Source organism: Litoreibacter sp. (assembly GCF_039974535.1).
Lineage (GTDB): Bacteria > Pseudomonadota > Alphaproteobacteria > Rhodobacterales > Rhodobacteraceae > Litoreibacter.
Genome location: NZ_JBDWIU010000011.1, coordinates 402,787 through 422,220, shown reverse-complemented (window position 1 = coordinate 422,220; position 19,434 = coordinate 402,787). Strand labels below are relative to the sequence as shown.

23 protein-coding genes are annotated in these 19,434 nt (G+C 56.9%); 3 read left to right on the top strand and 20 right to left on the bottom strand.

The window, feature by feature from the left end; all coding sequences use genetic code 11:
* Positions 1-73 precede the first annotated feature (73 nt).
* Positions 74-775 (bottom strand): hypothetical protein, encoded by a 702-nt coding sequence (locus tag ABJN86_RS12640; RefSeq protein WP_348367588.1) that lies wholly within the window; start codon positions 773-775, stop codon positions 74-76.
* A gap of 95 nt (positions 776-870) precedes the next feature.
* Positions 871-2,994 (bottom strand): molybdopterin-dependent oxidoreductase, encoded by a 2,124-nt coding sequence (locus ABJN86_RS12635; protein ID WP_348367587.1) that lies wholly within the window; start codon positions 2,992-2,994, stop codon positions 871-873.
* A 140-nt stretch (positions 2,995-3,134) separates the two neighbouring features.
* Between ABJN86_RS12635 and ABJN86_RS12630 the strand changes: the two genes are divergently transcribed.
* Complete coding sequence (locus ABJN86_RS12630) at positions 3,135-3,725, top strand: sigma-70 family RNA polymerase sigma factor (protein ID WP_348367585.1); 591 nt, start codon at positions 3,135-3,137, stop codon at positions 3,723-3,725.
* Positions 3,722-4,045, top strand: a complete 324-nt coding sequence (locus ABJN86_RS12625; protein ID WP_348367584.1) for a zf-HC2 domain-containing protein — start codon at positions 3,722-3,724, stop codon at positions 4,043-4,045. The genes ABJN86_RS12630 and ABJN86_RS12625 overlap by 4 nt, the downstream gene beginning before the upstream one ends.
* Positions 4,046-4,182: 137 nt before the next feature.
* On the opposite strand, the gene ABJN86_RS12620 is transcribed toward ABJN86_RS12625, so the two are convergent.
* Together ABJN86_RS12620 and ABJN86_RS12615 are read right to left on the bottom strand one after the other, a co-directional pair.
* The gene (locus tag ABJN86_RS12620; RefSeq protein WP_348367582.1) at positions 4,183-4,566 is read right to left on the bottom strand and encodes a hypothetical protein; all 384 of its coding nucleotides are present in this window, start codon (positions 4,564-4,566) and stop codon (positions 4,183-4,185) included.
* Positions 4,567-4,751: 185 nt separating this feature from the next.
* Complete coding sequence (locus ABJN86_RS12615; RefSeq protein WP_348367580.1) at positions 4,752-5,795, bottom strand: alpha/beta hydrolase fold domain-containing protein; 1,044 nt, start codon at positions 5,793-5,795, stop codon at positions 4,752-4,754.
* Between the two features lie 26 nt (positions 5,796-5,821).
* On the opposite strand from ABJN86_RS12615, the gene ABJN86_RS12610 reads away from it, so the two are divergent.
* Positions 5,822-6,286 carry a LuxR C-terminal-related transcriptional regulator gene (locus ABJN86_RS12610; RefSeq protein WP_348367579.1) on the top strand — a complete coding sequence of 155 codons (465 nt, stop codon included), beginning with the start codon at positions 5,822-5,824 and terminating at the stop codon, positions 6,284-6,286.
* 58 nt (positions 6,287-6,344) lie between these two features.
* Here ABJN86_RS12610 and ureG read toward each other — a convergent pair whose 3' ends face one another.
* From ureG to ABJN86_RS12530, 16 genes are all read right to left on the bottom strand, one after another.
* Entirely contained in the window at positions 6,345-6,959 is a 615-nt protein-coding gene (ureG, locus tag ABJN86_RS12605; RefSeq protein WP_348367577.1) for an urease accessory protein UreG, read from the bottom strand.
* Entirely contained in the window at positions 6,956-7,609 is a 654-nt protein-coding gene (locus ABJN86_RS12600; protein WP_348367575.1) for an urease accessory UreF family protein, read from the bottom strand. The genes ureG and ABJN86_RS12600 overlap by 4 nt, the downstream gene beginning before the upstream one ends.
* A complete protein-coding gene (locus ABJN86_RS12595) occupies positions 7,593-8,030 on the bottom strand; it encodes an urease accessory protein UreE (protein ID WP_348367573.1) in 438 nt (145 codons plus the stop codon). Before ABJN86_RS12595 ends, ABJN86_RS12600 begins: the two co-directional genes overlap by 17 nt.
* A 15-nt stretch (positions 8,031-8,045) precedes the next feature.
* Complete coding sequence (ureC, locus tag ABJN86_RS12590) at positions 8,046-9,788, bottom strand: urease subunit alpha (RefSeq protein ID WP_348367571.1); 1,743 nt, start codon at positions 9,786-9,788, stop codon at positions 8,046-8,048.
* Positions 9,788-10,093 carry an urease subunit beta gene (locus ABJN86_RS12585; protein WP_348367570.1) on the bottom strand — a complete coding sequence of 102 codons (306 nt, stop codon included), beginning with the start codon at positions 10,091-10,093 and terminating at the stop codon, positions 9,788-9,790. The genes ureC and ABJN86_RS12585 overlap by 1 nt, the downstream gene beginning before the upstream one ends.
* Positions 10,094-10,106: 13 nt before the next feature.
* Complete coding sequence (locus ABJN86_RS12580; protein ID WP_348367568.1) at positions 10,107-10,409, bottom strand: urease subunit gamma; 303 nt, start codon at positions 10,407-10,409, stop codon at positions 10,107-10,109.
* Position 10,410: 1 nt separating this feature from the next.
* Entirely contained in the window at positions 10,411-11,208 is a 798-nt protein-coding gene (locus tag ABJN86_RS12575) for an urease accessory protein UreD (protein WP_348367566.1), read from the bottom strand.
* A 229-nt stretch (positions 11,209-11,437) separates the two neighbouring features.
* Positions 11,438-12,712 (bottom strand): Hsp70 family protein, encoded by a 1,275-nt coding sequence (locus ABJN86_RS12570; protein WP_348367565.1) that lies wholly within the window; start codon positions 12,710-12,712, stop codon positions 11,438-11,440.
* Positions 12,713-12,779: 67 nt separating this feature from the next.
* A complete protein-coding gene (locus ABJN86_RS12565) occupies positions 12,780-13,793 on the bottom strand; it encodes a biotin-dependent carboxyltransferase family protein (protein ID WP_348367563.1) in 1,014 nt (337 codons plus the stop codon).
* A complete protein-coding gene (locus tag ABJN86_RS12560; RefSeq protein WP_348367562.1) occupies positions 13,790-14,452 on the bottom strand; it encodes an allophanate hydrolase subunit 1 in 663 nt (220 codons plus the stop codon). Before ABJN86_RS12560 ends, ABJN86_RS12565 begins: the two co-directional genes overlap by 4 nt.
* Entirely contained in the window at positions 14,449-15,216 is a 768-nt protein-coding gene (locus ABJN86_RS12555; protein ID WP_348367560.1) for a 5-oxoprolinase subunit PxpA, read from the bottom strand. The genes ABJN86_RS12560 and ABJN86_RS12555 overlap by 4 nt, the downstream gene beginning before the upstream one ends.
* A 4-nt stretch (positions 15,217-15,220) precedes the next feature.
* A complete protein-coding gene (locus ABJN86_RS12550; RefSeq protein ID WP_348367559.1) occupies positions 15,221-16,873 on the bottom strand; it encodes an AMP-binding protein in 1,653 nt (550 codons plus the stop codon).
* A 143-nt stretch (positions 16,874-17,016) separates the two neighbouring features.
* Complete coding sequence (locus tag ABJN86_RS12545) at positions 17,017-17,682, bottom strand: ankyrin repeat domain-containing protein (protein ID WP_348367557.1); 666 nt, start codon at positions 17,680-17,682, stop codon at positions 17,017-17,019.
* 183 nt (positions 17,683-17,865) lie between these two features.
* Positions 17,866-18,756: a Hint domain-containing protein gene (locus ABJN86_RS12540; protein ID WP_348367556.1), complete on the bottom strand. Its 891-nt coding sequence runs from the start codon at positions 18,754-18,756 to the stop codon at positions 17,866-17,868.
* Positions 18,757-18,936 carry a hypothetical protein gene (locus ABJN86_RS12535; RefSeq protein WP_348367554.1) on the bottom strand — a complete coding sequence of 60 codons (180 nt, stop codon included), beginning with the start codon at positions 18,934-18,936 and terminating at the stop codon, positions 18,757-18,759. It lies immediately after the preceding gene.
* A 320-nt stretch (positions 18,937-19,256) separates the two neighbouring features.
* Positions 19,257-19,379 carry a hypothetical protein gene (locus ABJN86_RS12530; RefSeq protein ID WP_348367553.1) on the bottom strand — a complete coding sequence of 41 codons (123 nt, stop codon included), beginning with the start codon at positions 19,377-19,379 and terminating at the stop codon, positions 19,257-19,259.
* Positions 19,380-19,434: the final 55 nt, after the last annotated feature.

Sequence of the window (19,434 nt, the reverse complement as noted above, 5' to 3'; positions counted from 1 at the left end):
AAAATATTTAGTATCGGGTTAAGTTGTAACTCCTGATAATGTGATGTGAGACTTCAAATCCGCATACTTCTCGTTACAAAATTCGTTGAAACAATGCGGAAAAATTCGAGTCTGTTGATCTTGAAATGTGCTGAAACGCATCGGAGGCGACGAGGGTTTCAAGTTGGGTATCCGTGTCGGCCTGAAAGACAACAATGCCATCCATAAGGGACGGCAGGGAGACGTCCGCTGCACCTGCCTTTCGGGTCGCGAGTTGAGCGACGGCATTACCTGCATACACAACTTCAATCTTGTTTTCACCAGCCAGACCAACCAACGCGTCGGTGATATCCGCCCCGCGGTAATGGTAAATCATGTAGGCCTTGTCTTTGCGTGGATCTGATGCAGGAGGCGGGTGAGATACGGGTTGGGTGAACCCAAAAGTGAACCGTGTGACCGCAGCCGTTCGCAGAAGGCTTACCACCTTGAAATATGCGCTTTGAAGCATCGACAAAAAGAGCGGGCCGGATGGGTAGCGCACGATTAACACGACATCGCGGTGATCTCTCGGATCACCTGCAATAATGGTCGTTACCTTTCCTTTGACAACAACCAGCCCCCCGACCTTGAAGACGCTGCGGGCCGCGAGGAGGTTGTATATGTTATACAACACCAAAGAGCGGGTATCGAACCAGTTGACCGCGAAGACGGGCTCATCAAGCGAGATGCTTTGCGACACAGGTATCATGGAGATTTCTACGTTTTTGGTGACTTGCACCATGAGGTCTTGGGGCATTCTGGTCTCCTAACAGGCGTCTTGTAGATATCACTTGGCATCTTCTTTTTTTTTGCGATGAGCGCCGGATTGCGTCGTTCACCATCCTTGAGCAGTTACATTTGCGAGGGTCCGACCCGCTCGATTTGAACAGGCTGACCAGAAAACGCGGCATTCCCCGTTAGCTCATCTACACGAAGATGGTCGGTTATGTCATTGACGCTCACACCGGGTTTGGCCTCGGCGTGGCGCAGTTTTGTCCCCTCGCGAGTGTGCCCGAACCCATGCGGGATGCTTAATACGCCTCGCATCATAGTATCGGTTACTTCGGCGGGGAGAATTATCGCGTCTGTGCGGCTAGAAACCCTTACGTTATCGCCATCGCGGATACCTTGGTTGCGGGCATCGTCGGGGTTTATCATGACAGTGCAGCGTACCTGACGGGACTTCGACAGCTTTTCGTATTGATGCATCCATGAGTTGTTGGTCGATAGGTTGCGGCGCCCAATTAGTCGAAAGCCGGTGCTGTCCAGCTCTGGGTCAAGCGCGCTCAAACGATCAAGAAACACCTGCGGTGCAAGCTCAATCAGCCCATCATCTGTGTGCAATCCCTCGGGCACACGCGGTCGCAAGGGACCTAAGCTGATGCCATGGACGGAGTTAACTACTTTTCTCAAGGAAAGCCCCGTAAACAACCGTTTTGGATGGCTTAGCCATCCATACGGCCCCAATGCCAAACCAAGGCTCACAATACGGCGCGGGGTAGCAAATCGTTCAAACCACGTTTTACGCCCACTGATACGTCTTGTGAGTTCGGACAGCACCTGCCAATCAAAGGGGCGATCTTTGGCGACGGGCATTAGCGATTGGGTGAATTTTGCATTGTTGGACACTGAAATGATGTTGAAAATCATGTCGTAATGATCAATTTCGAGACCCGTTGGCGTGGGCAGTATTACATCCGCATGACGTGTCGTCTCATTGATGTAGTTATCAATTGAGACCATGAAGTCCATCTTGGGAAGCAACGTGTCCAGCCGTTTGCCGCCGGGGGAAGACAGAACCGGATTTCCGCATATCGTCAAAAAGGCTTTGATCTGGCCGCGTCCTTCAATGGCCATTTCCTCAGCCATGGCGGACACAGGTAACTCTCCATAAAACTCTGGCAATTGACGCACTCGGCTTGCCCATCGCGCATGCCGAATGCCCCCTTTTGCACCGCGAACAAGCTCAATGGCGGGGGAGGGGAACATCATACCGCCAGATTGGTCGAAATTACCGGACACAATATTGATGAGGTTGATCATCCAATGGCACAGCCCGCCATGCGGTTGCGTTGACAGTCCCATGCGCCCGTAAAGGACCGCGCGGTCCTGAGTGGCATATTCATGCACCAATGCCTCAACCGTGGCCACCTCAAGGCCCGTCATCGGGCTGGTGTATTCGGGAGTATATTCAACAACTAAGCTTTCGAGTTGCTCAAATCCCTTTAGGTGCGCACCTAGATCGCCGAGCTTTATATGCCCATCACGGAACAGAATATGCAGGAAGGTCAGAAGGAAAAACACATCGCGCCCGGGCCTAATGAAGTGATGTTCAGACGCGAGCTTTGCTGTCTCGGTCTTGCGTGGATCGATGACGACGACCTTGCCGCCGCGTTGCTCGATTTTGCGCAACCGATCCGTAATGCCTGCGGCTGTCATGATTGAGCCATTCGACGCTAGAGGATTGGCACCCATGATGATCATATGATCGGTCCGGTCAATGTCCGGAACTGGTATCCGAAACTCGTGACCGAACATGTAATGCGCTGCGAAGTGGTGCGGTAGTTGATCCATGCTGGTCGCGGAAAACACGTTCTGCGACCCGATTGCGCCAGTTAATGATTTCACAAAAAGGAGCATCCCCAAATTGTGCACAATTGGGTTTCCAAGATAAGATCCAACGCTGTCGGGCCCATGCTTGGCGAGGGTGCCTTTCAAGCCTGCTTCAACCAATTCATAGGCCTCGTCCCAGCTTATCTTCGCCCATCCTCCCTCTACTCTTTTGACTGGCTGAAGGAGCCGGTCGGGATCTGTTTGTATAGCACCTAAAGCGGGTGCCTTGGGGCACATGCTGCCCTTTGAGAAGGGATCCTTTGTGTCAGGTTTGATCGTGATCTTGTCGCCATGAGTTTGAACCGCAATGCCGCACATGGCTTCGCAGAGGTTGCAGACACGAAAATGAGTTCTTTTGGACATGGCTCAGGGTTTCAGATTGCTGGGTTTTGGCTCATTTAACTGTCTATGTGATGTCGTGAGGTGTCGAATGGTTACATCGATGACGAGATAACTCCGACATAAGGTCTATCGCCCAGGTGCTGCTTGGGAGATAAGAGGGGATGACCAAAGATGACGCGAGCCGACCCTCTACCGAATTACGAATGACAGAGGAGGAGTCCGCGCAATTTGTACGTGAGCATTCTGATTGGATGCTCGCCGTCGCGTTTCGCATCCTACGTGATCAGGCACTTGCAGAAGATGCGGTGCAAATAGCATTTACCAAGATATGGGCGAAGCTAGACTCATTTGAAGGTCGCTCAGCCATGCGAACTTGGATGCACCGGATCGCAACGAATGAGGCGTTGATGGCCTTGCGCAAAATCAAACGTCAAAATGAGCACCCGATTGACGAGTTGCTGCCTGTTTTTGATGGTAGCGGGTGCCGTGTGGAATTCGACGCAACGGAGGTGGCGACACCTGAGGCTTTGCTATCGCGACGTGAGACAAATGATCAAATCCGGCGCGCAATAATGTCGTTACCGGAAAAATATCGTATCGTATTATGCCTTCGAGACATCGAAGGACTAAGCACATCTGAGACCAGCACCGCATTGGATCTCAGCGAGGCCAACGTCAAAGTGAGACTGCATCGCGCCAGGGCAGCCCTTAAGAAATTACTTGAACCGCACGTGAAAGAGCACAAGCTATGAGCCAGACACAATCCCGCAAAACCGCTCGTCCGCTCGCTGCGATCATGTTCCGTCTGCCGTTGATGATCGATTGCGCCACGTTTGAAACCTTCATTGTGGACTACTTCGAAGGAACATTGACCAAGCGCCAGCGCTTTGTGTTTGAGCTGCACTTGCGGGTTTGCCGTGAATGCCGCGAATATTTGAGCGAGTACAAAGCCACTATGGCTCTGACCAAAGATCAATTCGAAATCCCGTTTTCACAGATGGGGATGGGGGATGTTCCAGAAGACCTTATCAAGGCTGTAATTGCCGCGCGGTCGGGCAAACACTCCGGTTGATTTGAGCGGCGAAGGCCACGGGTGGCCTTCGATCCCCGACATGCGGTTCATATCCACTGAAATCCTCTCGGTGAAACTCACCCGCCACGACCTGCTTCATCCATTTCGTGCGCGCCCGAATAGAGCGAAAAGACCCCTCAATACATGCCGCCTTCTTCACGCTCCGGTTTGTTGGCTTGGGCTTTGCGTTTCTCGAGCACCTTACCGAATGCAACCTTGCATTCATCCAATGTTGCCGCGCAGGTCGTAATCTCACGCGCGGCACCGAATATCACGCCGGTTGTACTCCCATCAACTTGAGGGTCGGCACCTTCCGGAAATAACCGATAAACGGCGCGTTGGGTTTCAGCCGAAGAGCCATTTACAACAAACCCAGACTGGTTAACTTCAATTGCTTCATAGACGTCATAAGTCACGCCGTCATAGGTGTATTTCGCCACCAAACGATTATCAGTGTAGTTGATCTCGCTACACGCGCTTAACGCAAAGAGCGCGGCTGCAAAAAATAATCTATTTCTCATGAAATTCTCTCCAACTGGTTTATTTGACCAGAGCTACCTGAGAAGTTCACATCTCTAATCACCAAGATTGGTGATTAGACGAAAAAGGACGGGCATTACGTCGTCATCCGAAGGCTGGTGTAAGTCACAAATCGCCCACGACGTTGTTGCGGATCATTGAATGGTCGGCGGCGAATGGCTGACCACTACGGGTCTAATTGGGCTTCAATGAATGAACGCACTTCTGAAAAGGATCGGGCAGCATCTTTTGATGAAAGGCGCTCCAAATGATGTCGTGGTGAATCCCAATAGTTCACCTGAACCTTAACGTTCCGCTTCAACCCGTTCTCGGCCAACGCCATCGCATCATCGAAATGGAGGTCATTTTCGCTGGTGTGGATTAGCAAGGGCGGCCACGTGTCTTGATCTGCAAAAATGGGCGATGCCAACGGGTCATTGGCGGAATGTGATCCCAGATAAAGCCGCGCGCAGAACGCGGCGGTCTCCATCCGAAACGGGCTTTCTGCCGTGACGCTTTTGGTGATGTAGGACCAACCGCTCAAGCTTAAATCCGCCCATGGGGAAAACAGAATGATACCTTTGGGGAGCGGGCTAACCTGTTCTTCTATCAAAATTTGCAGGGCCCCAAGCACCACAGATGCTCCCGCGGTATCCCCGCCTAGAAACAGCGGGCTTTCGTCCCCCGATTTCGTAAGTTCTATAAATTGCGCGGCGATGTCTTTTGCGGCTGCGGGGAAGGGATGCTCCGGCGCAAGGCGGTGCGTTCCGGGGACAACTTCACAGTCCGTCTGCTCGGCCAGACGGGTCATCATGGTCTTTTGGCGGGCGGAAATGGGGAAGATGAACCCGCCTCCAGGGACATAGAGCACGCGGGCAGGGTATTCCGGCCGTGAAGCCGGGTCTAAATACGAACCATGCGCATTGGAGATTGCGTATTTCGGCCTTGGCAGAAAACTTGGCAGTGTTTCCATCTGACCCGAAGTATAGGCTCCCCGCATCTTCGAGATTGTGGCTTCCGCCAGTTCTTCAGAGGTCGCCGCGCGCAGCCCTGCGCGCAATCGCGAGATTAAAATGCGCTCAATCAGCCGGTTCTCAATCTTGGCAATGGCTTGATCAGCCAACTGGCGCCACCATCCCGACTCCGTCGCGATCCGTTGCACAATACGTTGTGCCTCGAGCGCAGCAAGACGCCTTGCTGGGGTTTCGTCTAGAATTCCTACTTCAGCCATCACGCTCACGATTTACGGATTTCTTTATGTTTAACGCCAATTCTGCTACAGTTTATGTGAACTTGTCGAGCGATTTGAAAATGACCGATCAATCTGATCCATCTCACCACGCTGCCACACGGAAACGTATCGTCGAAGATGTGGAGAGCCTAGGACTACTCGAATTCGATCAGGCTGCCGATGCAGGACGCGCACGTCGGCTCGCGGACATCATGGAGCAACTTCCTGATCATGTGATTAACCAGATCGATAAGCGCCTGACATGCGAGCTTGAGACAGACAATTCATCCATTGAAAACCTGACCGAGAGTTGTGGGATATCCGCCGCTGAAAAGAAGCTACTGATAGCACTTGTAGCCGGTCAAACGGTTGGCCAGCATGCGGAAAATGTGGGCATTTCAATCAATACTGCACGAACCCATGCGCGTCGGTTGCTTGAGAAGACCGGATCCCAAAATCAGGTGGACCTGATTAGAAAGCTGATACGGTAAGGGCATCCGTTGCGCCAAAGTATGCCCGCGATTTTAGGGCAACTGTCGCAAGAAGGGTTTAGCTGACCCCGCCAATCTCTTGAATTTGCTTCCAAACCGCGTCCACGCCTTCACGCGCTTTCAGGTTGGTGAAGAAGGTGGGCAGGCCGCGTCTCATACGTGCGGCGTCACGTTCCATCACCTCAAGGCTCGCGCCGACATAGGGGGCGAGGTCGGTCTTGTTGATCACCAAAATGTCCGAGCGGGTCACCGCAGGCCCGCCCTTGCGGGGGATTTCCTCTCCGGCGGCCACATCAATCACATAGACCGTCAGGTCGGCCAACTCTGGGCTGAAGGTCGCGGATAGGTTGTCGCCACCGCTCTCGATTAGGACGATTTCGACGTCGGGGTGGCGCTCCACCATTTCGGCCACCGCCGCGAGGTTGATCGAGGCGTCTTCGCGGATCGCAGTGTGTGGGCATCCGCCTGTCTCCACCCCGATGATGCGGTCGGAGGGCAGCACTTGCATGCGGACCAACGCGTCGGCGTCCTCTTGGGTGTAGATGTCGTTGGTGATCACACCGATGGAGTGACTGTCGCGCAACCGCTCTGACAGGGCGGCGGTCAGCGTGGTTTTGCCAGCGCCCACAGGGCCGCCGATACCGATGCGAAGCGGGCCGTTTGGGCTGGTCATGTGCGAAAAATCCTTGAGTATTGGGTTTCATGTTTCATCGACGCGATGTCGCCCAGAAACGCGGTGGAGTTAAGCCGGGATACGTCCCCATGCACGGTGTCGTCGGCAATTTCGGGCAAGCGCGGGGTGAGGCGGTGGAGTATCGCTTGGCCCTCGGTTTGCCCAACGGGCAGCAGCCGTTGCCCCGCCGCAATGAGGTTGGAGGCAAAGGCCTGCAAATACATGATCTGCGTGAGGCCGATTGGCAGCCCGGCACTCGCCGCCGCGGCCCCAAGGGCGACGGGGTAGGTGTAGGACGACAGCCCCGTCCCCCATACAGAGCGGGTGACAGTCGCAAAGCTGGCCCCTTGTTGCGAGGTCTCCAGCAGCCGGTCTTTGCTCGCGGCGAAGGCCCGCGCGGTGGCGTCGATCTTTGCCAACTCAGCGTCATTCGCAGCCTTCATCGCGGCGGCGATAAGCAGGGCGTCAGACCGCCCGCCGCCATGGTTCAAGACGTCTGCCAGCCAGCCCTCAAGGCTGGCCGCGTCTTTGACCCAAGCCTGATCCACCGCGCCCTCTAGCCCGTGCGAGTAGGCGAACGCGCCGATGGGGTAGGCGGGTGACAGCCATTGGGCCAGCGTCAGGATGTGGGTTTCAGTGGCTGTGGCCATGGGTCCGTCCGTGGCCGTATGCGCCGCCCTCTGGGGTGAAGGGCTCATTGATGTCGCGCAGCGTCGCTCCCAGCTTTTGCAGCATGTCGCGTAGCACATGGTCGTGCTGGATCAGCAGGCGGCCCTCTTCGAGCTGGCATGGGGTGTGCCGATTGCCGATGTGCCACGCCAGACGTGTCAGATCGCCGATGATTTCCAGCAGGTCCTCATGGGCAGGCACAACCTCAATCAAGCGCCCGTCGTCCAGCTGGAAGGCGTCGCCCTTGTTGAGGGATGTGGTCTGCGCAAGATCCACCAGAAACTCGGCGCCGCTGGTCGTCTTCAGCACCTTGCGGCGCAGGAAACGGGCTTCGTAGGTCAGGGTGACCTGATCGTCGCCATGGTGGCTATGGATCACTGTTTGGGCGGTTGGAAGTGGCACGGGCGGGGTGGCTCCTTAAAACATGAAGTAGCGCTGCGCCATCGGCAGCACTTCTGCGGGCTGGCATGTTAGCAATTCGCCGTCGGCACGCACTTCGTAGGTTTCGGGGTCCACCTCCATCTCGGGGGTCGCGTCGTTCAGCAATAGGTCTTTCTTGCCGATGTTGCGAGTGTTGGAGACGGCGACGGTCTGCTTGGCCAAGCCCAATGTAGCCCCGATGCCGGCGGCTTGCGCGGCTTCGCTGACAAAGACCACGGCCGAGTTCTCAACAGAGCGCCCGAAGGAGCCAAACATCGGGCGTGAATAAACAGGTTGCGGCGTGGGGATCGATGCATTCGGGTCGCCCATCTGCGCCATCACGATGGTGCCTGCCATCAAGACCATCTCAGGCTTCACCCCAAAGAACGCGGGGTCCCAAAGCACCAAGTCGGCGCGCTTGCCTTCCGCAATCGATCCGATCTCGTTGCTGATGCCATGCGCAATCGCAGGGTTGATGGTGTATTTCGCAATGTAGCGGCGGACGCGGAAATTGTCGTTCTCGCCGGTCTCCTCGCTCAGACGCCCGCGTTGCTTTTTCATCTTGTCGGCGGTTTGCCATGTGCGGATCAGCACTTCGCCCACCCGCCCCATGGCCTGACTGTCCGAGGCGATGATCGAGAAGGCCCCCATGTCGTGCAAAATGTCCTCGGCGGCGATGGTTTCGCGGCGGATGCGGCTTTCGGCGAAGGCCACGTCCTCGGGGATGGATTTGTCCAAGTGGTGGCACACCATCAGCATGTCGAGGTGTTCTTCAAGCGTGTTCACCGTGAAAGGCCGCGTCGGGTTGGTGGAGGAGGGGAGCACATGCTCCTCGCCGCAAATCTTGATGATGTCGGGGGCGTGGCCACCGCCCGCACCCTCGGTATGGAAGGCGTGGATCGTGCGGCCCTTCATGGCGTTGACCGTGTGCTCGACAAAGCCGGATTCGTTCAGCGTGTCGGTGTGGATCATCACTTGCACATCCATCGCATCGGCGACCGACAGGCAGCAATCAATGGCGGCGGGGGTGGTGCCCCAGTCCTCGTGCAGCTTAAGCGCGCAGGCCCCGCCGTTGATTTGCTCTTCCAACGCCGCCGGAAGCGAGGCGTTGCCCTTGCCCGCGAAGGCTAGGTTCATCGGGAAGGCGTCGGCGGCCTGCATCATCCGCCCGATATGCCATGGGCCGGGGGTGCAGGTGGTGGCCAGCGTGCCGTGGGCGGGGCCTGTGCCGCCGCCGAGCATGGTGGTGAGCCCGCTGTGCAAGGCGTCCTCGATTTGCTGTGGGCAGATGTAGTGGATGTGGCTGTCAAAGCCGCCTGCGGTCAGGATGCGACCTTCGCCTGCAATCACCTCTGTGCCGGGGCCTACGATGATGTCGACGCCGGGTTGGGTGTCAGGGTTGCCGGCCTTGCCGATTTTGTGAATGCGCCCGTCTCTTAAGCCGACGTCGGCTTTGTAGATGCCGCTGTGATCCACGATCAAGGCGTTGGTGATGACGGTGTCCACAGCCCCCGCCGCGCGGGTGACTTGAGACTGCCCCATCCCGTCGCGGATGACCTTGCCGCCACCGAATTTAACCTCTTCGCCATAAACAGGGGCGTTTGCGCCCTCGGCGGCAAGTTCTGCGGTGAGATCGCGCTCGACTTCGATGATCAGGTCCGTGTCGGCAAGGCGAAGGCGGTCACCGGTGGTCGGGCCAAACATGGCTGCATATTCGCTACGGGGGATTTGGGTGGGCATTAGAGGTCTCCCATGACGTGTTGATTAAATCCGAAAACGCGCCGCGCGCCCGCAAGGGGCACCAGCTGCACCTCGCGGCGCTGACCTGGCTCAAAGCGCACGGCCGTGCCGGACGCGATGTCCAACCGCAGCCCATGCGCCGCCGCGCGGTCAAATTCCAGCGCAGGGTTGGTTTCCGCGAAGTGGTAGTGGGAGCCGACTTGCACCGGACGGTCGCCGGTGTTGGCAACCATCAAGGCGATAGCCTTACGCCCCTCATTCAGGGTCAACGCGCCGCTGGCGGGGATCAGTTCACCTGGGATCATGGGGTAGCCTCCTTTAGCGGATCGGGTTGTGGACGGTCACCAGCTTGGTGCCATCGGGAAAGGTCGCTTCGACTTGCACGTCGTGGATCATCTCGGGGATGCCTTCCATGCATTGCTCGCGGGTGATGACTTGGGCGCCTGCTTCCATCATGTCCGCAACCGAGCGGCCATCTCGCGCGCCCTCAACCACCGCGTCGGTGATCAGGGCAATGGCCTCTGGGTGGTTCAGCTTTACGCCGCGTGCCAGCCGCTTTCGGGCGACCTCGGCGGCCAAAGCGACAAGGAGTTTGTCTTTTTCGCGAGGGGTCAGGTTCATGTCAGATCATCCAGCATCTAGGCAGTTGGTTGTGGGTCAAATGGTTCAGGATCGGAATTAGGCTAAGGCGCAGCTCGTGGCTGTCTTGGGCAAGGATGCGCAGGACTAGCAGGTCGTCGCCAATCACACTTGCGCCGGCTTGGGGGGGCAGCATGGCACGCAGCTGGGGTAGTTGGCCCTCGGCGTCCGGTGCGGTGTAGATCATTATGGCCATGGCCCTTGCGCCGCCTGCGATATGCGGGCGATCCAGATGCGCGGCCATATCTCCGGCAAAGCGGGTGGCGTCCATAAACAAAGGCTGCCCGTCGCGCCGGATGGTGATGCGGTCATGCAGCCGTATGTCGGTTAGCTGCTCCTTCATCGCGAGGCGGCCAAAGGCCAAGGGTTCTAGGATCAAGGCCTTCGCGTCGGGGGCGAGGTCGACGTTCAGGGATCGGTCTAGGCTGCTGCCGTTAAACAGAATGGTTTCTTGTGGCATCCAGTTGAGCTGCGCATCGTCCGACACCTGCAAATCAGTCTGCATGCGGCCGCTCTCAGTGGGTTGCGCGCGGTAGGCGCGCTCGGAGGCTTGGGTGGTCATCACCAGCTCGCAACCACTTGCGACACTGGCCGAGATGTTGAACGTGTCGCCCCCTGTGATCCCGCCTGCGGTGTTGACCAGCACGGCTTCCAAGGCTTGGGATTTGGGGCGCGGGAACAGGCAACGCAGCGATCCCGATTGGCGCAACCCGTCCAGCACGGTGCCACGCACACCGGGTTTGACCGATAGCGATACCTGCCCAACAGCGCGGGGCTGCACGGCTTGGCCCGTCGAGGGGGATATGTGGGTGGACAGAGTTATTGGGGGCCTCAAGCAGACGCAGTTGCAGCGGTTTTCATTGTGCCACTTTTTCGGCTGCGTCGGCCTGAGGTCACTTGGAAATCTAGCAGATAGGCGGCTCAACGTTGAAATCGCCTAAGATTTGGGCTGATTTGCAAATCACGCGTATTTTTTGTGCGGTTTTGAATCCGCGCGGCTTCGCTACATATTATTGCTGAGCCGAGGCCAGCGCCAAGCCATCTGTCACGGCAGTGAATACTTCGGTGAAGGAGTGCTCGGCATGTGGGAATTGCCCCTTCATTGTGTCCGACACCATCGACATCAGGCTGGACCCCCCGACATAGATCACCTTGCTCACTTGTTCAGGTTTGGTGTTTGCAAGGCGCAAGGTCTCTTGGGCCCCATTTCGCAAGGATTGGGAGTGGTCTTGTAGCGTTGAGGTCAATGTGTCCAAGCTCAGAGGCGCGTGTAGGTCTCGCTCTATTTGGTTCAATGTGATCTGGGCGTTCGCATCGCCAGAGTTCGCAGCAATCTTCCCGCGCTCCACTGCAAAGGCCAATTCGTGCCCTAGCTCATCGTCCAACACGGTGACCAATCGGCCAAGCTTATCCGGCTCATAGGCCAGCTTCGCCATCTCAGCCACCGAACGCCGCGTCTTTGCCGCGTATAGGAAGGGGATTTTCTCCCATGTGGCGAGGTCGTTGAAAATGGCATTGGGCATTGGGGTCGCCCCTTCGCCAATGACCTTTCGCAGGTCGCTGCCTTTTCCAAGCAGGGGCATGACGCTCTCGATGCTGATGGAGCGGTCGAAGTCCGTCCCGCCAATGCGCACGCCGTGGTTCGCGAGGATCGACACCCCCGTAGAATTTGACCGAAACAGCGAGAAATCCGACGTCCCGCCGCCGATGTCGACGATTAATCCCAACTCGCCAGAGCTTTCCAAGGCACCGCTCGCGATCGCGGCGGCTTCAGGCTCTGGCAAGAAGCTTACATCCTTGAAGCCCGCCGCAAGGTAGCAGGCGCGAAGGTCGCCTTCGGCTTGTTGCTCGCGGGGGTCATCCACGCCGTGGAACACAACAGGGCGCCCCGACAAGGCCACCTCAAACGCATGGCCCGCGTCTGCTTCCGCGCGGATTTTGATCTGGCGCAGAAAGCGGGCGATGATGTCGACGAAGGTCACGCGCTCGTTCAGGATTTGGCGGCTCTCGTGCATCAGGTTGGTGCCCAAAACACGCTTCAAGGCCCGCATGAAGCGCCCGTCATCCCCATCTAGCAACGCTTGATTTGCTGGCTCGCCGATCAGGGTTTGCCTCGTGTCGAAGTCAAAAAAGAACGTGGTGGGAAGGGTTTGGCTGCCCTTCGTGATCTCCACCAGATGGGGCTTCCCATCTCGTAGATACCCCGCCGCGGAGTTGGAGGTGCCAAAGTCGATGCCCAATGTGGGGGCCAAAGTGGGGGCCAAGGTGGGGGAACGTGATGTCATCTCTTGGCCTCCTGCGATCTAGCGAAAGCCGCGTCTCTAGGCACGCCCAGCGCGGAGGTCAAGCGGCTTAACCCTCAGCGACGTTGACGACACCGCTGATTAGGTTTTCGCTCAGTAGAAGCTCATCCAAACTTGCACGAGGCTTGGCAAGCTCGGTGAGGTAACTGTGCAGATGTTTCGTCTCGTTTCTCGCAAGCGCGATTGCCTCTTCAGGCGTTACCGATTTGAAGCGAATGCTGTCCGTTGCGCGCATCTGCGATAGGCGCTCAATATCGGGGCCGATCACACTTGCTATTTTGGGGTAGCCGCCTGTGGTTTGGTGATCCGACAGCAATACCGTCGGAACCCCGTCGCCTGAAACCTGAATTGATCCGCGCAAAATCGGCTCGGACGGGATCGACAATGCCTCCGACAGTGTCAGCTTCGCGCCGTTCAACCGCACTCCCATGCGGTCAAAGCCGTCGGTCAGGTGGTAGGGGGTCGAAAGGAGTGTCTGGACGGATGCCGGATCGAAATGCTGGTCTTGCGGGCCAATGACCACATGCGCCGTGCCATTGGGTTGCGCGAAGGCGGGGCAGGGGATGTCCCCCAATCGGTTACTGCGCGTTTGGGCGTTTTCAATATCAATAGTTTGGCCGGATTGCAGACTTCCACCACCGAAGCCCGACATGGAGTGCGTCGCGTTTGAGCCGAGCCATTCGCCCGCCTGCATGTCCCCGCTAAATGCGAGATAGCTCCAGCTTCCCCAAGCGCCCCCCCTGATGGCCAGCTTTTCGCCCGCTTCAATGGTTTGCACGGTCCAAGAGTTGGATTTCGCCCCAGCGCACTCCACAGAGAACCCGCCGCCCGCCACCGCAAAGCTCACGGCTCCTTGAAGGCATTCAACGACCAAGCCGCCCAAGGATACCTCGATTAACGTGGCCCCTTGCGGGCGCCCAAGAGCCGCGTTTGCAATTGCAAATCCCGTTCTGTCCATCGGGCCGGATGCGGAGACACCGTAGCGCAGTTGACCGAACCTTCCAGCGTCTTGGACGGATACCAACGGGCCTGCATGGATGACGCGAAGACGGGCTTGGCTCATAGATCCTCGCGGCGGATACGGTTGAATGAGACGCTGTCGCCGACATCAAACAAGAACGGCTTATCGGGGTCTGCGGTCATGATCTTGGCGGAGGTTTGGCCGATGATCGACCACCCAGTGGGCATGATCAATGTTGTGCAAAGGCATTGAGGCCCTGCAATCATCACGCGCCCTGCTGGGATGTCGCGCAGGGGGGTGGTTTTGCGTGGGACTTGAATGGCGTCAGGCACCCCTGCCAGATAGGCGTATCCGGGGGCGAAACCATACATGCCCACGCGAAAGGTGGCGCTGCTATGGGCTGCGATCACGTCGTCCGTGCTCATGCCGCAGGCTTTGGCGACGTCGTCCAAATCGGGTGCGAATTCGGCGTCATAGCATATGTCGAGCGTGTGATGCTTGGTTGCTGCATCACTCACGGGTGTGACGGGGAGCAGGTCACGGATTGCGGCTTCTACGAGGGTATGGTCGGTGATCAAAGGGTCGAAAATCACAAGTAAATTGACCAAGGCGGGTACGACTTCTGAGACGCCATCGATGCTCGCTTCGATGATGGAGCGATCTAGGGCTACGACCAAACGGTTTACATCGTCAGAAATCGAAGTTCCAAATTCCACCAAGACGGCTTGCTCGGCCACAGGCTTGAAGGTCGGTAGGCTCATTTTGCACAAAAGCTCGAAATGGATACGCCTTCGGCGCTCAACCGTTCGTGGATTTCGCGTGCCATCGCAACGGCCCCTTGGCTGTCCCCGTGAACGCATATCGAATGGGCTTCGAGCGGGATCGGGTCGCCGTCGATAACCGGCATCAAGCCGCTCTCCAAGACCCCTAATAGGCGGTCCGTGGCCTCCGCCGGATCATGGATCATTGCGCCGTCTTGTCCGCGCGGGACCAATTGCCCGCTGGATAGATATCCGCGGTCGGCGAATATTTCGGAAAACACGTCCATCCTCGCGGCGCGAGCGGCCTGTTCTAACTGCATGCCTGAAATGGCGAGGATGCTCAAAGACGGGTCCACCTGCGCCACGGCGGCTACAATGGCATCCGCCACCGCGCGGTCTGCCGCTGCCAAATTTCCAAGCGCACCATGGGGTTTTACATATTGCACCTGAGTGCCTGCCATTGAGGCCAAAGCCTGTAGTGCCCCGATTTGTGCGGCAACCATGCGGCCGATCTCGATGGGGGGCATCGGTATAACACGCCGCCCGAACCCCTCGCGGTCATTATAGCCCGGATGCGCGCCAACGCTTACGCCGTTCTCATGTGCGAGCTGCAGGGTCTTATACATGGTTTCAGGGTCACTGGCATGGCCACCACAAGCGATGTTGGCACTCGAGACGATCGACAGCATCGCCGCGTCATCCCCCATGGACCACGGCCCATAGCTTTCCCCAAGGTCGGAATTTAAATCTATACCTTTATTCATGCCCCTATCTTTGGATGCTGACGGGCGGGAGTTCAAGCTCATCAAGCATCGCATCCCGCATCACGAACTTTTGCGGCTTGCCGGTCACCGTCATGGGCAGCTCGGCTTTGAAACGGATATGCAGCGGCAGCTTGTAGTGGGCGATCTGGCCTTTGCAAAACGTTAGAATGTCCTCGGCTCGGGTGTTGCTGCCCTCTTGCAAGACGAGCCACGCGCAGACCACCTCGCCCAATGTGTCGTCGGGGATGCCAAAGACCTGCGCTTGTGCGACGTCCTCATGGGTGAACAAGAACTCCTCGATCTCGCGTGGGTAGATGTTTTCGCCGCCGCGGCAGATCATGTCCTTCAAGCGGCCCGTGATCTTGACGTAGCCCTCGCCATCCATGGTCGCCAAATCGCCCGTATGCATCCAGCCGTCGCGAATGGCGTCACTGGTTTTGGCGGCCTCGCCCCAATATCCCTTCATCACGGAGTACCCATGGGTCAACAATTCGCCCTGTTCCCCGTGGGGAACTACCGCGCCGCTCTCGTCCACGATCTTCACTTCCACATGCGGATGTATGCGTCCCACAGTGCCGACGCGCTTGTCCAGCGGGTCATCAAGGCCGGATTGAAAGGACACAGGTGAGGTTTCGGTCATTCCGTAGGCGATGGTCACGCCCGACATATGCATGTCGCGTTGCACCCGCTTCATGATCTCGCGCGGACAGGGGGCGCCGGCCATGATGCCGGTGCGCAGGTGGCTCAGATCGAAGTCTTTGAAATCTGGTAGCGCCATCTCGTTCACAAACATGGTCGGCACGCCAAAGAGGGCTGTGCATTTCTCGTCGTGGACCGCTTGTAGCGTGTCGCGTGGCTCAAACCCCTCGCTAGGGACCACCATTGCGGCCCCATGTGCCACGCAACCCAAGGTGCCCATGACCATCCCAAAGCAATGATAGAAGGGCACTGGAATGCATAGGCGGTCATGGTGGGTGAAGCCCATGGTCGCGGTGGTGAAATAGGCGTTATTGACGATGTTGTGGTGGGTCAGGCAGGTGCCCTTGGGATGCCCCGTGGTGCCAGAGGTGTATTGGATGTTGATGACGTCATGAGGGTCAAGGCTCGCGGTGACCGCGTCCAGCTCGCGCGTGTCGTCGCGTGGGATGTCATCGAAGGCCAAGAACCCGTCAGGCGCGTCGCCCATCGCAATCAGATGGCGCAGGGCGACGGGTTTGGGGGCCACCGCGCGGATCATCGCGATGTAGTCCGAGGACTTGAAGCTTTGGGCGGTTACCAATGCGGCGCAGCCCACCTTGTTGAGGGCGTAGGCCAGCTCTGATTGGCGGTAGGCGGGGTTGATGCAGACCAACACGGCCCCGATCCGCGCCGTTGCAAACTGGGTCAGCAGCCATTCCACCCGGTTCGGCGACCAAATGCCCACGCGGTCACCTTTGCCCAAGCCCAAAGCAAGAAACCCCGCAGCAAGGCGGTCTACTTGGTGGGCGAATTCGGCATAGCTCCAGCGTATGTTCTGCTTGGGAAAAATGCAGGCGTCTTGGTCGGGATGACGCATCTCCGTTTGTGCCAGTAGGGCTGGTATTGTCAGGCCTAACAAAGGCGTATCCTGCGCGCCAACAACATGAGATTGCCCGCCGGTAGGGCGTCTTGAGGTCATGGTGATATTCTCCCTATTGCGGAAGGTAGCACAGCTTCAACTCAATGCAGCGGAATTTTCGGCGCGGCACATGATGTGGGATATTTGCTTGGGGTAGGCCGAACTTGGCCATCAGAGTTAGATGGCCCGCATTAATTTTTGCTCTACTTTAATAGTTCGACCATTTCGGCGTAACCTCTTGATAATGCGTGCTGCAACGGCGTGACCCCTTCGCGGTCCCCGATGGATTTGTCAGCGCCTGCGTCTACGAGTATCTGAACCGTTTTTGTATGATCTGGTCCCCCGTCTCCCAGTACAACGGCTTCGATCAATGCCGTCCAATCCAAATTGTTAACGTGATCCAGTGGCGCGCCGCCCTTGACCAAGCGCGCGACCACCTCGTGATGGCCCAAATGTGCCGCAGCAATAAGGGCCGTCCCGTCATAAACACTCGTGATCAGGTCCGGCTTATTGCCCAGCTTCATCGCCAAGGACACCATTTCAGGATCATCTGCGACTGCAGCAATTGTCACGACATCATAGATGCGGTTCTCCAATGCGTTCATGTCGGCCCCACCCTTGGCAAGGGCGGTGACCGCGGCGTCATGTGATGCAAATGCGGCAACATGCGCAGGCGTGCGCCCCGCTTGGTCGCGGGCGTTCAGGTCTGCGCCCGCCGCGATCAGGCGATTTATCTCGTCAACCTGACCCTCATGGGCCGCCAAATGTAGGCCGGTATATGAGGCGATTTCGGATGCCGACGGCGCAGTTTGCGCATTTGCAGAGCCAGTGATGACTAGGGCGGCTGCCAAGAATGTTGAGCGAAGCATTGTGCGACCTTTCAATTGAGGTGGTCTGTCCCAAACAGGGGGCAAACACGGATAATGCTCGATCAGCATCTGCCGGATCAACTCCTAGAGGTCACAACACTTATCAATTCCGCGAGACGACGCTGCAGCCGTGCCGAATTGATCTCGTTGGTCCATTGTTGTTTGGAGTCTTGTTGAGCTGCTTTAGAGCGTTACCAGCGCTGCCTCATGTGCCTTGAGGCAATATCTGGCGGTTTCACGGAAATTGTTGAGCACCTCCAAATCGTCCGCAAATATGCTTTCCAACTCTTGCCGCGCGGCAGTGTTTAGCCCGCTCACTTCTTGGTTTCCGTAGAAAAAGCTTTCGCTCCAAGCGCCATTGGCGCAAATAATCTCATGCTGAGAAAACATGAGGTGGATATAGTCAACATGCGCACGAGGCGATAACTCGACCCCCTCGTTTCCAACCAAATGTTTGGCGGCTACGAGAACCTCATTGGTGCCAAAATTTAAGTCATTCATGGGTGCTACCAGTAACATTTGATGTTGCTGGGATACTTCTAACACCTCTGTGTTACCGCATGATCCGATCTCGAAGCGGACGGGTGAAAATTGGGCCTGTCCGTGGGTGCGCGCAGTGCCAACCCAAGTTAAAACCTGATCGCCATTGTCGCGGGTTGTTACCAGATCTCCAACCTTGAGGGTTTCAATAGGAACCCTCCCATTTGGTGTTTGAATTAAGGTGCCTCGCACAAAACACGGCGGTCCTAAGTCATCGACAGGAAAGGACGTTGATGGTGTGACAAATGTCCTCGCATCAGCCGTTCCATCAACCAATATGCTACCATCATTTGGGGTGAAGAATGGCCCCCCGCTGGTGGTGAATGTAACGCCCGTGATGAACACGCCATCAACGGTTACGGTGTCACCGACATAAACATTGGTAATGGTGAAGCCGTTGATGGTTTCACCGACTTCAATCAGCCCATCGTCATCAGTATCGATGAGGGTGATGGTCGTGACGGTAAGGGCGTCGCCAACGTTTACCTGAAATATGTCGACTGGATAGGCTTGATCTGTGTGTGACGTGGGCATCTAACGCCCCCAGAATGGAAGGGCCGGAAGACGGTCGGTCAGGGGGGTGGACATCAACTGAGCGGTGTCAGCTGCATGCGTATCGGATATCGGGTTATGTGGCATACCTGATGCGGCCGCCCCGGCGTTTAAGGCCAACGGGCGTGCGGGATGCAGTATTGGTGTCGACGGCAGCGTCATTAACCTTGCTCCAAATATAGCAACTCCCCCCACTACATTCGTGATCAACGAACATATGAGACTTGCATCTCTAAACCTTGAGCATTGATTGGGGCTTAATTGTGTCGAGCGAAGGGGGAATTCCATGGGGATTTTCCCAAGAATTTGCCTGCAGGCTTGACCCTAGGTACATACGCTTTTCAGATTAATTCTGCATGTTGGACGTCGTCAAAGCTGCCATTCCTGCCCTGATCAGGCTGGATGGCGACGTGATCACCGGCGCAAATGTCCGTTGAAAGCAGCTTGAGGCTGTGGGCACCCCACCAAAACGAAAAGATCCATTAGTTGCGACGGCGGCGCGCCACGACCTTCTTCTTCAAATTCGGCTTCTCGTTATCTTCGCGCGTGTCGAGTTGCTCGCGTAGCACGCGGCCTTTGACCTCTTCTACTTCGCCACGCTTCAAAGTAACCGGGTGTAGAGCCAGTTACGTAACCTCTAATATCCTGACCGAATATTGC

What these genes read in the sequence shown, in the direction of transcription:
- ABJN86_RS12640 (WP_348367588.1), bottom strand. Translation starts at nt 775, where the DNA reads ATGCCCCAAGACCTCATGGTGCAAGTCACCAAAAACGTAGAAATCTCC.
- ABJN86_RS12635 (WP_348367587.1), bottom strand. Translation starts at nt 2,994, where the DNA reads ATGTCCAAAAGAACTCATTTTCGTGTCTGCAACCTCTGCGAAGCCATG.
- ABJN86_RS12630 (WP_348367585.1), top strand. Translation starts at nt 3,135, where the DNA reads ATGACCAAAGATGACGCGAGCCGACCCTCTACCGAATTACGAATGACA.
- ABJN86_RS12625 (WP_348367584.1), top strand. Translation starts at nt 3,722, where the DNA reads ATGAGCCAGACACAATCCCGCAAAACCGCTCGTCCGCTCGCTGCGATC.
- ABJN86_RS12620 (WP_348367582.1), bottom strand. Translation starts at nt 4,566, where the DNA reads ATGAGAAATAGATTATTTTTTGCAGCCGCGCTCTTTGCGTTAAGCGCG.
- ABJN86_RS12615 (WP_348367580.1), bottom strand. Translation starts at nt 5,795, where the DNA reads ATGGCTGAAGTAGGAATTCTAGACGAAACCCCAGCAAGGCGTCTTGCT.
- ABJN86_RS12610 (WP_348367579.1), top strand. Translation starts at nt 5,822, where the DNA reads ATGTTTAACGCCAATTCTGCTACAGTTTATGTGAACTTGTCGAGCGAT.
- ureG (WP_348367577.1), bottom strand. Translation starts at nt 6,959, where the DNA reads ATGACCAGCCCAAACGGCCCGCTTCGCATCGGTATCGGCGGCCCTGTG.
- ABJN86_RS12600 (WP_348367575.1), bottom strand. Translation starts at nt 7,609, where the DNA reads ATGGCCACAGCCACTGAAACCCACATCCTGACGCTGGCCCAATGGCTG.
- ureC (WP_348367571.1), bottom strand. Translation starts at nt 9,788, where the DNA reads ATGCCCACCCAAATCCCCCGTAGCGAATATGCAGCCATGTTTGGCCCG.
- ABJN86_RS12585 (WP_348367570.1), bottom strand. Translation starts at nt 10,093, where the DNA reads ATGATCCCAGGTGAACTGATCCCCGCCAGCGGCGCGTTGACCCTGAAT.
- ABJN86_RS12580 (WP_348367568.1), bottom strand. Translation starts at nt 10,409, where the DNA reads ATGAACCTGACCCCTCGCGAAAAAGACAAACTCCTTGTCGCTTTGGCC.
- ABJN86_RS12570 (WP_348367565.1), bottom strand. Translation starts at nt 12,712, where the DNA reads ATGACATCACGTTCCCCCACCTTGGCCCCCACTTTGGCCCCCACATTG.
- ABJN86_RS12565 (WP_348367563.1), bottom strand. Translation starts at nt 13,793, where the DNA reads ATGAGCCAAGCCCGTCTTCGCGTCATCCATGCAGGCCCGTTGGTATCC.
- ABJN86_RS12560 (WP_348367562.1), bottom strand. Translation starts at nt 14,452, where the DNA reads ATGAGCCTACCGACCTTCAAGCCTGTGGCCGAGCAAGCCGTCTTGGTG.
- ABJN86_RS12555 (WP_348367560.1), bottom strand. Translation starts at nt 15,216, where the DNA reads ATGAATAAAGGTATAGATTTAAATTCCGACCTTGGGGAAAGCTATGGG.
- ABJN86_RS12550 (WP_348367559.1), bottom strand. Translation starts at nt 16,873, where the DNA reads ATGACCTCAAGACGCCCTACCGGCGGGCAATCTCATGTTGTTGGCGCG.
- ABJN86_RS12545 (WP_348367557.1), bottom strand. Translation starts at nt 17,682, where the DNA reads ATGCTTCGCTCAACATTCTTGGCAGCCGCCCTAGTCATCACTGGCTCT.
- ABJN86_RS12540 (WP_348367556.1), bottom strand. Translation starts at nt 18,756, where the DNA reads ATGCCCACGTCACACACAGATCAAGCCTATCCAGTCGACATATTTCAG.
- ABJN86_RS12535 (WP_348367554.1), bottom strand. Translation starts at nt 18,936, where the DNA reads ATGACGCTGCCGTCGACACCAATACTGCATCCCGCACGCCCGTTGGCC.